This window comes from Actinorectispora metalli (assembly GCF_056323685.1).
Genome location: NZ_JBREYE010000001.1, coordinates 1133289 through 1148766, shown reverse-complemented (window position 1 = coordinate 1148766; position 15478 = coordinate 1133289). Strand labels below are relative to the sequence as shown.

At 70.7% G+C, this 15478-nt stretch carries 12 protein-coding genes; 8 read left to right on the top strand and 4 right to left on the bottom strand.

Features of this window, described 5'->3' with window-relative positions:
• Positions 1-19 precede the first annotated feature (19 nt).
• The 4 genes from rph to ACU6XJ_RS05280 all read left to right on the top strand — a co-directional run bounded on the left by rph (position 20) and on the right by ACU6XJ_RS05280 (position 4725).
• Positions 20-775 (top strand): ribonuclease PH, encoded by a 756-nt coding sequence (gene rph / locus ACU6XJ_RS05295; protein ID WP_476307263.1) that lies wholly within the window; start codon positions 20-22, stop codon positions 773-775.
• The gene (gene rdgB, locus ACU6XJ_RS05290) at positions 772-1386 is read left to right on the top strand and encodes an RdgB/HAM1 family non-canonical purine NTP pyrophosphatase (RefSeq protein WP_476307262.1); all 615 of its coding nucleotides are present in this window, start codon (positions 772-774) and stop codon (positions 1384-1386) included. Before rph ends, rdgB begins: the two co-directional genes overlap by 4 nt.
• Positions 1387-1852: 466 nt before the next feature.
• Positions 1853-3124: a GGDEF domain-containing protein gene (locus tag ACU6XJ_RS05285; RefSeq protein WP_476307261.1), complete on the top strand. Its 1272-nt coding sequence runs from the start codon at positions 1853-1855 to the stop codon at positions 3122-3124.
• A gap of 149 nt (positions 3125-3273) precedes the next feature.
• Entirely contained in the window at positions 3274-4725 is a 1452-nt protein-coding gene (locus ACU6XJ_RS05280; protein ID WP_476307260.1) for a GGDEF domain-containing protein, read from the top strand.
• A 60-nt stretch (positions 4726-4785) separates the two neighbouring features.
• Here ACU6XJ_RS05280 and bcp read toward each other — a convergent pair whose 3' ends face one another.
• Positions 4786-5259 carry a thioredoxin-dependent thiol peroxidase gene (gene bcp, locus ACU6XJ_RS05275; protein ID WP_476307258.1) on the bottom strand — a complete coding sequence of 158 codons (474 nt, stop codon included), beginning with the start codon at positions 5257-5259 and terminating at the stop codon, positions 4786-4788.
• 121 nt (positions 5260-5380) lie between these two features.
• Between bcp and ACU6XJ_RS05270 the strand changes: the two genes are divergently transcribed.
• The 4 genes from ACU6XJ_RS05270 (at position 5381) to ACU6XJ_RS05255 (ending at position 11112) form a co-directional block, all read left to right on the top strand.
• Entirely contained in the window at positions 5381-5788 is a 408-nt protein-coding gene (locus ACU6XJ_RS05270; protein ID WP_476307256.1) for a hypothetical protein, read from the top strand.
• Positions 5785-6174 (top strand): thiol-disulfide oxidoreductase DCC family protein, encoded by a 390-nt coding sequence (locus ACU6XJ_RS05265; protein ID WP_476307254.1) that lies wholly within the window; start codon positions 5785-5787, stop codon positions 6172-6174. Before ACU6XJ_RS05270 ends, ACU6XJ_RS05265 begins: the two co-directional genes overlap by 4 nt.
• On the top strand, positions 6146-6862 hold the full coding sequence (locus ACU6XJ_RS05260) for a TetR/AcrR family transcriptional regulator (RefSeq protein WP_476307253.1): 717 nt from the start codon (positions 6146-6148) through the stop codon (positions 6860-6862). The genes ACU6XJ_RS05265 and ACU6XJ_RS05260 overlap by 29 nt, the downstream gene beginning before the upstream one ends.
• A 395-nt stretch (positions 6863-7257) precedes the next feature.
• Positions 7258-11112 carry an NACHT and WD repeat domain-containing protein gene (locus ACU6XJ_RS05255; RefSeq protein ID WP_476307252.1) on the top strand — a complete coding sequence of 1285 codons (3855 nt, stop codon included), beginning with the start codon at positions 7258-7260 and terminating at the stop codon, positions 11110-11112.
• Between the two features lie 22 nt (positions 11113-11134).
• Here ACU6XJ_RS05255 and ACU6XJ_RS05250 read toward each other — a convergent pair whose 3' ends face one another.
• The 3 genes from ACU6XJ_RS05250 to ACU6XJ_RS05240 form a co-directional block, all read right to left on the bottom strand.
• Complete coding sequence (locus tag ACU6XJ_RS05250) at positions 11135-12007, bottom strand: trypsin-like serine peptidase (RefSeq protein ID WP_476307251.1); 873 nt, start codon at positions 12005-12007, stop codon at positions 11135-11137.
• A 159-nt stretch (positions 12008-12166) separates the two neighbouring features.
• Positions 12167-12712, bottom strand: a complete 546-nt coding sequence (locus tag ACU6XJ_RS05245; protein WP_476307250.1) for a DUF2165 family protein — start codon at positions 12710-12712, stop codon at positions 12167-12169.
• Positions 12713-12771: 59 nt separating this feature from the next.
• Positions 12772-15435, bottom strand: a complete 2664-nt coding sequence (locus ACU6XJ_RS05240; protein ID WP_476313810.1) for a helix-turn-helix transcriptional regulator — start codon at positions 15433-15435, stop codon at positions 12772-12774.
• Positions 15436-15478: the final 43 nt, after the last annotated feature.

The following is a 15478-nucleotide window of genomic DNA, read 5'->3' as shown; positions in this document are numbered from 1 at the left end:
GCAACATTAGGCTAAGCGGGTGGCACGTGTCGATGGCAGAAGTGACGAATCGTTGCGGGAAGTCCGCATTACCCGCGGTTTTCAGGAATGGCCCGCCGGGTCGGTCCTGATCGAGTTCGGCCGCACGAAAGTGCTGTGCGCGGCCAGCGTCCAGGAAGGCGTTCCGCGCTGGCGAGCCGGCTCCGGCCTTGGCTGGGTGACCGCCGAGTACGCCATGCTGCCCTCGGCCACCCACAGCCGCAGCGACCGCGAGTCGGTCAAGGGCAGGGTCGGCGGGCGCACCCACGAGATCAGCAGGCTGATCGGCCGCTCGCTGCGGTCCTGCATCGACCTCGCCGCGCTGGGCGAGAACACGATCATGATCGACTGCGATGTGGTGCAGGCCGACGGCGGCACCAGGACCGCCGCGATCACCGGCGCCTTCGTCGCGTTGTCGGACGCCATCACCTGGCTGGGCGCGGCGGGCAAACTGGCCGACCCCAAGCCGTTGGCCTGCTCGATCGCCGCGGTCAGCGTCGGGGTGGTGGACGGCAGGGTCCGGCTGGACCTGCCGTACGAGGAGGACGCCCGCGCCGAGGTGGACATGAATGTGGTGGCCACCGACACCGGCACGCTGGTGGAGATCCAGGGCACCGGTGAGGGCGCCACCTTCGCGCGGTCCACATTGGACAAGATGCTGGACCTGGCGCTGTCGGGCTGCGCGCGGCTCACCGAGCTTCAGCAGGAGGCGCTGGCGCTGCCCTATCCGGGCGCACTGCCGGAGACCAAGGCATGAGCACTCTGCTGCTCGCCAGCCGCAACGCCAAGAAGCTCGCCGAGCTGCGGCGCATCATGGCGGCCGCGGGCGTCGAGGGCCTCACCGTCGTCGGCCTCGACGACGTGCCGCCGTTCCCGGAAGCCCCGGAGACCGGCGCGACCTTCGAGGAGAACGCGCTGGCCAAGGCCAGGGACGCGGCGGCGGCCACCGGGCTGCCCTCGGTCGCCGACGACTCCGGGCTCGCCGTGGACGCCTTGAACGGCATGCCCGGCGTGCTCTCCGCCCGCTGGGCGGGTGGGCACGGCGATGACCAGGCCAACCTGGACCTGGTGCTCGCGCAACTGACCGATGTGCCCGATGAGCGGCGCGGCGCCGCCTTCGTGTGCGCCGCGGCGCTGGTCCTGCCCGACGGGCGGGAGACCGTGGTCCGCGGCGAATGGCGAGGGTGGCTCATTAGAGACATGCGTGGCACCAACGGGTTCGGTTACGACCCGATCTTCCTGCCCGAGGGCGAGCGGCGAACCTCCGCCGAGATGGCTCCCCAGGAGAAGGACGCGGCCTCCCACCGCGGCCGGGCGATGCGGGCACTCCTGGACCCGATCCACCGATTGGTTCTCTCTCAGCACTGACCCATGTGGAATAGGGGTCATTGGGATAAAAACAGTAAACCTTGTAGTCGATATACGACCTTCACCAAAACAGAATAAACCCGTTATCGTTACCGGCCGGTTATCGCCATTTTCTAACCGTACGTAAGAGAATGGCCCTGACCCATTACCCGCCGTACTCTGGTGCAATGGAGCTCCACGGGGCCGTGCCGTAGCGGTGCTTTGGGAGGAGCACAAGGGTGTGACAAGCCAGGATCCCGGTCGTCTAGCGGGCGACTGCGAACACCTGTGGCAGCTGCTGGCCAAGGGCCGGGCTGCCGAGGTGGAAGCTTGTGCACGCCATATCGCGCGCAACTCCCTGAATCCCTTTGAAGCGACTCAGGCGCAACTGTTTCGGCTGGGTGCCCTACATTATCTGGGCCGAACGACCCATCCGGTATTCGCGGGAGCGCTGACCGAGGCCGAAGAAGCGCTGGATCGATTCCCCATGCCTTCCCTGCTCGGCGAGTTCCACGCGCTGGCCGCGGTGGTCGACTCGCTGACCGGCGCCGCCGACCGCGCGATCGTGCACCTCGTGCAGGGCCAGCAGGCACTGGCGAGCGAGCCCGAGCCGTGCCTGACCACGGCCATAGCCTGGTACGACCTGGCCTGCTCGGAGATCGCCGCCGGGCTGCGCGAGCGCGCGATGGACTCGCTGCTGCGCAGCCAGGAACTGGGCGCCCGTTGGAACCTGGCGCCCAACGGCGGCTGGATCAAGCTGGAGATGGCGCTGGCCTACGACCACCACGGCGACACCGAGGGCGCCGCCAGGGCGCTTGAGCAACTCGCCGACACCGCGCGCCGGATACTGGCCCGCGACGCGGGCCGGGTGACCAACTCCGACCGGGAGACCTTCGCCTACGCAGCGGCGCGGCTGGCCGCGCTGGGCGGCGACCCCGGCTTCAACCCGTGGCTGCTGTTCCCCAGCCCGCCGGACAACCCGCTCACCGCCGACTACCGGCTGCTCACCAGGGCCTGCATGGCCATCGCCGCAGGCCGCGGCGCCGATGCGCTGCCGCTGCTGAAGTCGGTGCGGATGGTCGACCCGATCCGCCCGGTGGAGGTGCTGCGGCTGCGGTCGCTGGCGCTGGCCTCGGCCGGGGAGTACACGGCGGCGCTGGCCGCGGAGCGGCAGGCCTTCCGGGCCGCGGCGCAGTCCATGCTGCGCATCCGGCAACTGGCCGCCGAGGGCGCGGTGGCCGGGCTGGAACGCGACCAGCTCAGCAGCACCCTGGCCAGCTACGCCAACGCCGCCCTCACCGACCCGCTCACCGGACTGCCCAACCGCAGGCACTTCGAGGACCGCCTCGACGAGCTGTCCCGCAGGCAGGAGCGGGCCATTGTCGGTGTGTTGGACCTCGACCTGTTCAAGGCCGTGAACACCGTGCACGGGCATGTCGTGGGCGACCGGGTGCTGCGGCGGGTCGCGGAGATCCTGGCCCGCGCATTCCGCCGCAACGACTTCATCGCCCGCTATGGCGGCGATGAATTCGTGGCGATTGTGACCGGGACATCGCTCTCGGAGGCACACAAACTGGGCGAGCGCGCCCGAGCCGCACTGTCGACGGCGAACTGGTCCGATCTCGCACCGGGCACCCCGGTGGGTATCACGATCGGGTGGGCCGAACTGGACGGCCGTCCCTGTGAGGCGGTGCTCATGGCCGCCGACCGGGCGATGTTCGCCGCGAAAGAAACCTCCGACAACGGAGCTAGAATTTAACTGTTGCCCATTTAGGCCATCACAGCACCACGAGTGCGCCAAATGTACGATACTGCCCTCTCGGCATGGACCTCGATGGAGGGAATGGCGGAGTGACAACCCGGGATCGCACTCGCTTCGCCGGCGAGTGCCAGGATCTAGAGATTCTGATGCGGCAAGGCAAAACCCGCGATGTCGCCGTCCGTGCAATAGACGTGTTACACCGGGCGAATGATCCGTTCGAACGCACGCAGGCCCACCTCTACCACCTGACGGGCCTGTTCTACGAGGCGGTCGCCCGCCCCCGCGAGTTCCAGTCCGCCTCCGAGCGCGCCCAGACCGTGCTGGAACGCTGCCCGGAGCCGACCCTGCTCGCCGAGTTCCACGCCATCAACGGCAGCGTCGCGGCCCTCTACGGCGCCGCCGACCGCGCCATCGAACACATCGTGCAAGGTGCCAGGGCCGCCGACGCCGACCCGATGCCCAGCGTGTCCACCGCGCTGGCCTGGGCCGACCTGGCCTACGCGGCCAGCATCGTCGGCCTGGTCGATAAGGCGAGCGAGTACAACCTGCGCTGCCGCGAGGAAGCCCAGCGCTGGGGCTTCGGCATGCTCGGCACCGTCTCCCGCACCCTCTCGGCGCTGATCTACGACCACCACGGCGACACCGAGTCCTGCATCCGCGAGCTTGAGGCGCTCAGCCTGCTGGCCAGGCAACACGCGGACACCGACTGGGACACCCTGTACTACGCCGACCAGGTCTGCCTGGCCTACGCCGCGGCCCGGCTGGCGGCGCTGGGCGGACATCCCGGCGTCGACCCGGAGCGGCTGTGGCCGCCGGGTCCGATGAACGCCCATATCGCCGATATGCGGCTGATGCTCCAGGCCTGCCTGGCCATCGCGCGTGGCCGCGGCCGGGAGGCCATCGTCTTCCTCGACACCCTCACCAGGACCGGGCCGGGCAATCCTGTCGAGGTGCTGCGGCTGCGCTCGCTCGCGCTGGTCTCGGTCGGCGAGCACGCCGCCGCGCTGGCCGTGGAACGCGACGCGCTGCGCCTGGCCACCGACCTGATGCGGCAGTGCCAGCGGATGGCGTTCCAGGGCGTGACCGCCGAACTCGACCGGGTGGCCATGTCCGAGGCGCTGACCAGCTACGCCAACGCCGCGCTCACCGACCCGCTGACCGGCCTGCCCAACCGCCGCCACTTCGATGAGCGCCTGGCCGACCTGGCGGCCCGCCGGGAGCAGGCTGTGGTCGGCGTGCTGGACCTCGACCGGTTCAAGGCGGTCAACACGGTGCACGGCCACCTGGTCGGCGACCGGGTGCTCTGCCGGATCGCCGAGGTGCTGACCAGGACGTTCCGCCGTACCGACTTCATCGCCCGCTACGGCGGCGACGAGTTCGTCGCGGTGCTGACCGGCACCTCGCTGGCCGACGCGCACGCCCTGGGCAAGCGGGTGCAGGTCGCGCTGGCCGCCGAGAAGTGGGCCGACATCGCTCCCGGCACGCCCGTCGGCGTCACCGTCGGCTGGGCCGAACTGGACGGCAGGAGCCGCGAGGCCGTGCTGATGGCGGCCGACAAGGCCATGTACGAGGCGAAGGGCACCACGGCGTCCCACTGACCCCGCGCAGTGGGTAGCCCCGTGAGTGGCAACCAGGGGCTCCCACTCACGGGTATCGAGCTAGAGCTTGAGGTCCTTGCGGAGCTTGGCGACGTGACCGGTGGCGCGGACGTTGTACAGGGCGTTGGCGATCCTGCCCTCGGCGTCGACCAGGAACGTCGAGCGAATCACCCCGGTCACGGTCTTGCCGTACATCGTCTTCTCACCGAAGGCACCCCACTTGGCCAGCGTGCTCTTGTCCTCGTCGGACAGCAGCGGGAACGTGAGCCCCTCGGCGTCGCGGAACTTGGCCAGCTTCGCGGGCTTGTCCGGTGAGATGCCGATGACGTCGACGCCCGCCTCGGCCAGTTCGGCGAGGTTGTCGCGGAAGTCGCAAGCCTGCTTGGTGCAGCCCGGCGTGGACGCGGCGGGGTAGAAGTAGACGATCACCGACCGGCCCCGGTAGTCGGCCAGCGAGACGGTGTTGCCGTCGGCGTCGGGAAGGCTGAAGTCGGGCGCCTGGTCGCCGGGCGCCAGCCGGGTCTGTTCGCTCATGTGTTCACGGTAGCGCCGCCGTTCGGGTATCCCCGGACACACCCTCTTGAACGCGTTCAAAAGCAGGTCTAGCGTCAGTTCCGTTGGAAGTTGAACACGTTCAAAACCTTGGGGAGGGTCCATGGACCCGCAGATCGGCGCCTATTTGGGCTATGTGGTCATCGCGGTGGGGCTGACCGTGTGGGTGGCCCGCGCGCTCAGCCGCAACGGCAAGGTCTTCCTGGTCGAGGTGTTCGGCCAGGACGCCCGGGTGGCGGCCGCGGTCAACCAACTGCTGGTGGTCGGGTTCTACCTGGTCAACTTCGGTTTCATCGCGCTCTACCTGCGCACGGACGAGGTGGTCGATGGCGCCCGTGGCGCCATCGAACTGCTCTCGGCGAAACTCGGCACGGTGCTGCTGGTGCTCGGCGTGCTGCACCTGGCCAACGTGTGGGTGTTCAACCGGCTGCGCCGCCGTAGCTCGCTGGAGGCGGCCATTGCCGCGCCGGTGCCGCAGGAGGGCTGGACCAAGGTCGGTGGCCAGGCATGACGCCGCGCAGGCTCACCGTGCTCTACGACCGCGACTGCCCGCTCTGCGCCCGGCTGGGCGACTGGCTGTCGAGCAGGCCCAAGCTGGTCCCGATGGACCTGGTCCCGGCGGGGTCGGTGAAGGCACGCAGCCTGTTCCCGGAGTTCGACCACGAGTCCACGCTGCGCCAGATCACCGTCATCGGCGACGGCGGGCAGGTCTACACCGGCGACAGCGCGGCGTTGATGTGCCTGTGGGCGCTGGCCGATCATCGGGACAAGGCGGTGAAGCTGTCCAGGCCGGAACTGCGTCCGCTTGCCCGCACCGCGATGATTGCCGCGGCGAAACTACGCAAGGTGGCACGAGGGGAGTCGTTTGGTGGAGGAAGCTGCGCGCAGGCCCACTGAGGGCGCTTCCAAGAGCGAGCAGACGCGGTCGCTGATCGTGGACACTGCGCTGCGCCTGTTCGTCGAGAACGGCTACGACAAGACCACCATGCGCGCGGTGGCCAGGGAGGCCGGGGTGTCGGTGGGCAATGCCTACTACTACTTCGACTCCAAGGAACAGCTGATCCAGGGCTTCTACCGGCACATCCAGGATGCGCACCGGCTCGCCGCCGAGCCGGTGCTGCGCCGGGAGCGGGACTTCACCTCCCGGCTGGCGGGCACCATGCACGCCTGGCTGACCACGTCCGAGCCCTACCACGCCTTCGCCACCCAGTTCTTCAAGAACGCCGCCAACCCGGAGAGCCCGCTCAGCCCGTTCTCCGACGAGTCCGCCTGGTCCCGCACCGAGGCCATCGCCCTGCTCCGCGAGGTGGTGGACGGCTCGGGCGTCAAGGCCGACCCCGTCCTGCTGGCGGAACTGCCCGACCTGCTGTGGATGTACCAGATGGGCATCGTCCTGTTCTGGGTCCACGACCGCTCACCCGACCGCACCCGCACCCGCATGCTGGTCGACCGCACCGTACCGATGATCGACAAGCTGCTGGGCTTCTCCCGCCTCCGCGTCTTCCGCCCCTTCATCCGCGAACTCGTCGACCTCCTCACCGACCTCGGCTGGCACCACGTCGTCCGCAAATCCCGGGTTCAATGACCCCAGAGTGAAGATTGTGCCGCGATAGCCGAAACGCCGAACCGCAAGTCCGACAACGGGAGTGAACGCGAAAACCTGTCAGGCAGGTGGCGGGGAGAGTGCCGGGTTCGGCGAAGATGGAGGGCGCACGCGGCGACTGAGGCCGAGCGGGGTCGGCTTAGGGTGTGCCGTCGGTGGCAATGCTGTGCGAGGAGCTGCTCGGGACGGAAAAACCCCCAGCGCCTCCCGTCCCGAGCAGCTCGGTTGGGTGCGCAGGGACCAGCATGCAAGCCGATGCGCGCTACAGCATCGATCCGGACGGATTCGGTGCCAAAGGCGCAGCTAGGAAGGCCGAATTGGTTTTCCGGTCCGGATGCGGGACCGGGTGTCGAGCAGCGGACGGGGAGTAGGCAGAGGTGGCTTTGGGGCCGCGGGAGGTGTTCGCCGAGCGGTTCGCGCTGCTCTACGCGGAGGCGGGCGACCCGCCGCTGAAGCAGGTGACCGAGTCGGTCGCGCGGGCCCGCCGGATCGACGAGCGGGGACGCCCGGTGCGGGTCACGGCCCAGCGGGTCAGCGACTGGCGGCGGGGCCGCAACGTGCCCGCCCGGTTCCCGGCACTGGCCGCGGTGCTCGAGGTGCTCATCGGCGAGGCCCGCAAGCAGCGCAGGCAGTCCGTGGTCGCCGGGCTGTACGAGTTGAAGGCCTGGCACCAGCTGTGGACCGAGGCGCTGGCCAGCCCGGTGGGCGCGGAGGAAACGGCGCCCGACGAGCCCGAGGACAGCGGCGTCTGCCCCTACCAGGGCCTGACCGCGTTCGGGCGGGACCAGGCGAACTGGTTCTTCGGCCGCGAACGCGCCACGGACGCGTTGCTGCGGCGGCTGGCCGCGGCGGTGGACACCGGCGGGATCGTGATGCTGGTGGGCGCGTCAGGGGCGGGCAAGTCCTCCCTGCTGCGGGCCGGGGTGGTGCCGCGGCTGGCCGACGGCGCCCTGCCGGGCGTCTCCCGGCGCACGGTGTTGGTCACCCCGGGCACCGACCCGGTAAAGGAACTCCAGCTTCAGGTCCCCGTCCTCGACGCGGTGTTGGACGAGCCGGAACAGGCGGATTTCGCCGACCGGGTGCGGGCCGCGCTGACCGAACCGCTGGTCGCGGTCGTTGACCAGTTCGAAGAGATCTTCACCCTGTGCAACGACGAGGCGCAGCGGCGCCTGTTCCTGCGCACCCTGAGCATCGCCAGCCAGGGGGCGGACGCCCCCGCCGTGGTGGTGCTGGGCATCCGCGCCGACTTCTACAGCCGCTGCCTGGACTATCCCGAGCTGGCCGCCGCCCTTCAGGACCGCCAACTGGTGCTCGGTCCGATGACGCGGGACGAGGTGCGGGAAGCGATCGCGGGGCCTGCCAAGACGGTGGGGCTGCGCATCGAACCGGGGCTGGAGGAGGTGCTGCTGCGTGACCTCGGCGTCGGCGAGCGGCGCCGAGGCGAGGTCGACGGCGCCTATGACGCGGGCGCGCTGCCGCTGCTGTCACACGCCCTGCTCAACACCTGGCAGCGCCGCCAGGCCAACAAGCTGACCGTCGCCGGTTACCGCGCGACCGGCGGCATCCACGGTGCGGTGGCCGCCACCGGCGAGCGGGCCTGGGCGCGGCTGTCGCCCGCCGCGAAGGAAGCGGCGCGCAACGCGCTGCTGCGGCTGGTGCGGGTCGCCGAGGACGGCCAGGACACCCGGCGCCGCCGCAGCCGCGACGACCTGGTCGTCAGCAGCCCGGCCGCCGAGGAGGCGCTGGAGGCGTTGGCCGCCGCGCGCCTGGTCACGCTGGACGCCGGTTCGGTGGAGATCACCCACGAGGCCCTGCTGCGCGCGTGGCCGCGGCTGCGGGAGTGGATCGACCAGGACCGCGCGGGCAACCTGACCCGGCAGCGGCTGGAGGAGGACGCCCGCGCCTGGGACAAACAGGACCGCGACAGCTCGCTGCTGTACCGGGGCGCCCGGCTGGAGTCCGCGCAGCAGGCCGTGCGCAGCGGCACCGCCGTGATGACCGGGGTGGCCAGGGAGCTCCTGGAGGCCTCCAGCCGTCACCGCCGCCGCTCGATGTGGGCGCGCAGGGCCGGTATCGCCGCGGTCGCGGTGTTCGCGGTGATCGCCGTGGTCGCGGCGTGGCTGTTCAACCAGCAGCGCAACGACGCGGTGTTCCGCCAGGTGGTGGCGGAGGCGGACCGCTGGGTGGAACGCAACCCGTCGTTGGCGGCGCAGCTCAACATGGTGGCGCACCGGAGCCGCCCCGACGACCCGCACGTGGTGAGCAGGCTGCTCGCCAGCCAGCAGGTCCCGCTGGCCACGCCCATGCACGGCCACACCGGCGCGGTGTATTGGAGCTCATGGCGCCACGACAGCCAGGTTCTGGTCACCGCCAGCTATGACCGCACCGCCAGGCTGTGGGACCTGCGCGACCGCCGCCAGCCCCGCGAGCTGGGCGTACTCGGCGGACACGGCAGCTGGCTGAGTTCCGCGGTGTTCAGCCCCGACGGGAACACCGTGGCCACGGCGGGCGACGACAAGCTGGTGCGGTTGTGGGACGTCTCCGACCCGGCCCACCCCAAACAGCGAGGCGCCCCGCTGGCGGGTCACGAGGGCACCATCTATCTGGTGGCGTTCAGCCCCGACGGCAAGCGCGTCGCCTCCGCCAGCGAGGACAAGACCGTCCGCCAATGGGACGCGGCGACCGGGGCGCCGCTGGGCCCGCCGCTGGCCGGGCACGCCGCCGCGGTGCGCTCGGTGTCCTACAGCCCGGACAGCAGGATGATCGCCTCCGGCAGCGACGACAACACCGCGCGCCTGTGGAACGTCGCCGACCAGGCCAACCCGGTCCCGCTGCGGACCCTGACCGGGCACACCGGCATCGTGCGGGCGGTGCCGTTCAGCCCGGACGGGCGGCTGCTCGCGACGGGCAGCGAGGACAAAACGGTCCGCCTGTGGGACACCGCGACCGGCGCACCGGTCGGCGTGCCTTTGATCGGCCATACCGGGCCGGTGTGGTCGGTGGCCTTCGACGAGAAGCGGCCGCTGCTGGTCTCCGGCAGCGCCGACGGCACCGCGCGGCTGTGGAACACCGCCAACCCGGCGGCCGCGGAACCCCTGGGCCTGCCGCTGTCGGGCGCCACCGGGGTGGTGTTCACGGTCTCCTTCGCCCCCGACGGCACCGGTCTGGCCACCGGCAGCGGCGATGACGTCGTGCGGTTCTGGTCGCTGCCCGCCGGTCTGCTCGTCGGCCCCACCGCGGCCATCGGCCCCGGCGCGCTGCGCCCCGACGGCACGCTGCTGGCCACCGCGGATGGCGAGCACGTCCGGCTGTGGGACCTGCGCGGCGCGACTCCCCGGCAGGTCAACAGCCTGAGCGGGCACAGCAACTCGGTGTACTCGGCGGCGTTCTCAGCCGACGGCAAGCTGTTGGCCACAGGCAGCGCCGACCTCACGGTGCGCCTGTGGGATGTCAGCGACCCCGCCAAGGCCCGCCCGATCGGCGCGCCGCTGCCCGGTATGAGCAAGTACGCCGAGAGCGTCGCGTTCAGCCCCACCGCCCCGGTGCTGTCCACCGCGAGCGGGGACAACGCGATCCGGCTGTGGGACGTCTCCGACCCCGAGCGGCCGCAGCCGCTGGGTGAGCCGCTGACCGGCCACAACGGTTGGATCGGCAGCACCCAGTTCAGCCCGGACGGCAAGCGGGTGGCCACCGCCAGCGACGACCACACCATCCGGCTGTGGAATGTCACCGACCCCCGGCACGCCACCCTGCACAGCGAACTCAAGGGCCACGCTGGCGTGATCACCTCGGTGGCGTTCAGCCCCGACAGCCGCACCCTCGCCAGCAGCAGCGACGACAAGACCGTCCGGCTGTGGAATGTCACCGACCCGGCGCGTCCCGCCCTGATCGGCGAGCCGCTGGCCGACTACGCCGACGACGTCGTCTTCAGCCCCGACGGCACCCGACTGGTCACCGGCGACGAGCTTCGGCTGTGGGACGTCTCGGACCTGGCCAACCCCATCCCGCTCGGCACCTCGCTGGTCGCACCGGATCAGGGCGGCGGTTTCCTGCTGTACAGCCCGGACGGCCGCAAGCTGATCACCGGCAGCCAGGGCAGGGCCATCCGCGTCTGGTCCCTGGACGTCTCGGACGCGGTCGAGCGGATCTGCGCCGACACCAGGGCGGTGCTGGATGCCGAGGAGTGGGCGGCGCGGCTGCCCGAGTTGCCGTACCAGCCGCCCTGCCGCTGATCAGCGACAGGGCGGCAGGCGATCATGGCCGAGCGGCCGCGATCTGGTCCATCAGCTTGACGAAGTCCAGCGTGCGGTTGTCGAACCGCGGCGTCGCCACATTGCCGCGGCCGTCGATGATCGTGTTGATGCCGTACAGCGAACCCAGTTCGTCCTCAGGGTCGTAGTCCAGCAGCCAGGGCGATCCGCTGGACCCGCCCACCATGTTCGGGCAGTAGGCGTGGATCAGGTCCTGCGGCGGCGGGGTCGGCTCGGTGATGTCCCGGCAGTATTGCTGCCGCCTGCCGTCATAGGGCGCCTCGGCCGAATACCCGATGACCGTCACGTTGTTGGTGGTACCCCGGTTGGCCACCACCGGGAACGCCCCCGCCGCGTCCGCGACGTGCTCACCCTGCTTGTTGTCGTAGGTGATGATCATCCCGTAGTCGTGCTCGGCGTCGCCCTCGCTGCCCCACAGCGAGTCGGTGGCGATGTTCCACGCCTCGAACCGCCCCAACGGCTCGTTGCCGTCCTCGTAGGCGGGCACGAAGACGATGTTCTTCATCCACCCGCCCTTCGGCCCCTCGTGCAGACAGTGACCCGCCGTCATCACCAGCGTGGACGCCGGTGTGTCCGCGACCGCCCCGCTGCACACATCGGGCGTGCCGTTCGGGTGGGTGAAGAAGATCCTGCCCACGGTGTCGTTGGTGGCCTCCGCCGCCGCGTTCCGGTCCGCCTTGGCGACGGTGGCCCGCATCCGCTCCGGCGTCCAGTATTCGCGCAGCGAGACGTCCACCTGTGCCCGCGCGCTCATCATCAGGCGCGCGTCCTCCGCCTGCGCCGTCGGTCCCGGCAGGCTCACGGCCGCCGCCGCCAGGGCGAGCAGCATCGTCAGGCGTTTCCTGTGCTGTGGCAAAGCTGTGCTCCGATCAGCTCATCAAGGCGCGCCGAAGCAGGCGGGAGACGCCCATCCCCAGACCCCAGTCGTCCCCGCGCGTTCGAACCCGCCGGTAACTTGCGTGATCGTGCCTGCTCAGCCCACCGTGATCCAGGCACGCACCGCACCGTGACCTGATCACCCGCCGACGGCATAACCGCGTTCCCGATCGTTGTGCAGGGCAAGGAACACCAACACGATGCCGATGTAGGAGCACAGCCGCGCCGCGCTCTCGGTGCCGTTCCAGCCCTCGTTCATCCACATCGCGAACCACTCACCGCCGATGGCCTGGAACCCGAAGAACCACAGCAGCAGCCCGACCGCGCACCCCGCGATCCCCGCCGCCTTGGCCTGGTCGAACTGCTCGTCGCTGCCGCGCAGCACCCGCGCCTGCCGCCAGGCCGACCACAGGCACAACCCCGCGATCAGGGCCTCCACCAGGATGATCACCACATAGGTCGCATGATGCGCCCAGTTCCAGCTGATGGCCCGCCACTCGACGTTGCTGGACTCGGCCAGCACCGGATTCGCCGCATCCATCGCCAGCACATGCCTGACGAACTCGAAGTTGACCCCGTAGTCGGTGACATTGCCGAACACCACCAGCAGCGCGAAGCCGCCGACAGTGAACGTGAGCGACGCCTTGGCCGCCCGAATTGTCGTGGTCGTATCCCGCAGAATCATGTGAAACCCCCAGGTTTCCACTGCCCGGCTTCATTGCCGGTCAGAGAGTAACCAGGCCATCAGCCCAGGTCGAGGTCACGTAGCTGTCCGCGCTGAGAAATACCCAGCTTGGGGAATATGCGGTAAAGATGCGATCCGACCGTTCTAGGGCTCAGGAACAGCCTTTCCGCGATTTCCCGATTGCGAAAACCCGCGGCGGCCAGGCGGGCGATGTGGAGTTCCTGGGGGCTGAGCGTGTTCGCGGGGTCGGCGGTGCGGGCGGTGGCGCCGCCGCCCGCGGCGCGGAGTTGGGAGCGGGCGCGGTCGGCCCAGGGGTGGGCGCCGAGGGTGTCGAAGGCGGTCACGGCCGCCTGGAGTTGTTCGCGGGATTCGGTGCGGCGCTGGTTGCGGCGCAGCCACTCGCCGTAGCCCAGTTGCACTCTCGCGCGGGGGAACAGGCGGTCATCGCTGTCCGCGAGCGCCTGTCGGTAGAGGGCGTCGGCGTCCGCTGTGAGCAGCGCCTTGCAGTGCAGGAGGCGGGCTCGCAGGGACGGTGAGGTTTCCGCCCAGCCTTCGAACCGGTCGATGCGATGTCTGGCAGCTTCCGGCTGTCCACTTCGGACCGCTGCTTCGGTGAGTTCGGTGATCGAGGCGAAGGCGATGGGGGCGTTGTCGTAGGGGGAGCCGGGTCTGTCGAGTTCGGACAGGTGCGCGTAGGCCTCCGCGGGCCGGCCGAGGCCGAGGGCAAGCAGGCCGAGCGCGGCTTTGGCCAGTGCGGCTGCCGCGCGGTTCCGGATCGGCGTGGCCAGTGCCATGGCGCGGTCGGCGTGGTCGCGGCAGCCGTCCACTGTGCCCTGGGCCGCGGCGAAGCGGGCCAGCGCGGCGTGCAGGTTGGCCGTCCAAGCGCGATGGCCCGACTCGTGGCTGAAGCGCAGACCCTCTTCGGCCGCCGCGATGCCCTCGGGCCAGCGGCCTAGGCGAAAGCAGATGTCGGACTGGTAGAAGAGCAACTCGGTCAGCGCGGCGGTGGAGCCCGCCGCCCGAAGCTGTGCGCCTGCGGCTTCGGTCAACCGCAGGGCCTCCCGTTGGTGAGGGGACATCCAGCCCAGGACGGCCGCCCACAGCCAGTTCCGGCCGCCGAGGTCGGGGTGGGACTTGCCCAACTCTTCCGGCAGCGCCCACAGTTCTTCAGCGGTGAGGGTTGTCGCGGGCGCGGCTGCCATGGCGCGGCCTGCCCGGTGGGTGGCCGGGCCGCAGGCCAGGTCGGCGATCCTGGCCGCGGCCGCGAATGACGCGGCGGTGTCGCCCGCGTGGTGGGCGGCGCCCGCGGCCATGGTCAGAATCCAGGCCGCCTCCTCCGGATCGGACTGGGCCATCAGGTCGGCGCAGCGCAGCAGGTGGCCGTGCGCCACCGCGGGATCGCCGCTGTACAACTCGATCATGCCGTTGAGCTGCGCCAACGCCATCGGGGGTACGGGTTCCGCCATGACCTGGGCGGTCAGTGTCCTGGCGATCTCGGGTTGGCCTGCGTCCAGGGCGACGAACGCGGCGGTGAGGGTGCGGCGGCGCCAGCCGTCGCGGTTCTCCGACAGCTTCGCGGCCTGCTGGAGCACCGAGATCGCCGCCGCCTCACCGCCGCGGCGGCGGGCGGAGTCGGCGCTGCGTTCCAGGGCGGCGGCCAGCTCCTCGTCCGGCGTGGTGGCCGCGAGTGCCAGGTGCCAGGTGGCCCGGTCGCCCACCGCCAGTTCCTCGGCGATGGCGCGGTGCGCGGCCCGTCGCCGCTCGGGCACGGCGTCGGCGTAGACGGCTGAACGCACCAGCGGATGGCGAAACCGCAGTTCGGGGCCGACCAGGCCGATCAGCCCCGCCTGCTCGGCCTCCGCCAGCGCGTCGGCGGGCAGCCCCAGCCGCCCGCAGGCACCGAGCACGATCGGGAGCTGTCCGGTTTCCTCGGCCGCCGCCACCAGCAACGCGGCCCGGCAGGTCTGGGGGAGGGCGTGCGCTCGGCGCAGGAACGCCGCCTTCACCCGCGCCCCGACCGGGACCGTGCCGGTCATCGCGAGGTCGGCGACGAGTCGCTCGGGGTCGTCGGTGCCTGCCAGTTCGATCAGCGCCAGTGGGTTTCCGCCGGTCACGGCGAGAATCGGTGCGTGTAGACGGGAGGGCCAGTCGCCTGTCAGCAGGTTCGCCGCGGCAGCCGGGTCCAATCCGCCGAGCGGTACGCAGGGCAGGTCGGAGGTGTCCACGGCGGACTCTTCGCCGTCGCGGACCGCGAACATCATCGCGACCGGTTCGGCGCCGATCCGGCGGGCGGCGAACAGCAGGGCCGCGGCGGAAGCGCGGTCCACCCACTGAAGGTCGTCGACGGTGATCAGCAGCGGCCGCTCGGCCGCAAGCTCGGTGAGCAGCGAGACGAGCGCGGCCGAGACCAGGAAGTCCGACACCGCCGCCTCGGCCAGGCCCAGCGCACCGCGCAAGGCTGCGGCTTGGGGAGCGGGCAGCGTGTCGACGCGGTCGAGCACCGAGCCCAGCAGCTGGTGCAGGCCGCTGAACGCCTGGGTCACCTCGGACTCCACGCCCGCGCAGGTCAACACGCGCACCGCCGGGGTCCGCTCGGCGAAGCGGAGCAGGGTGCTCTTGCCGATGCCCGCCTCCCCGCGCAGCACCAGCGCGCCGCCGCGCCCGGCTTCGGCCGCGGCCAGCAGCGCGCCGACCGTCGCCTGCTCCGCCGACCGCCCGTACATCACGCGGTGACCCTAGAGCGCTGGACGGGGCGGATGCAGTCGT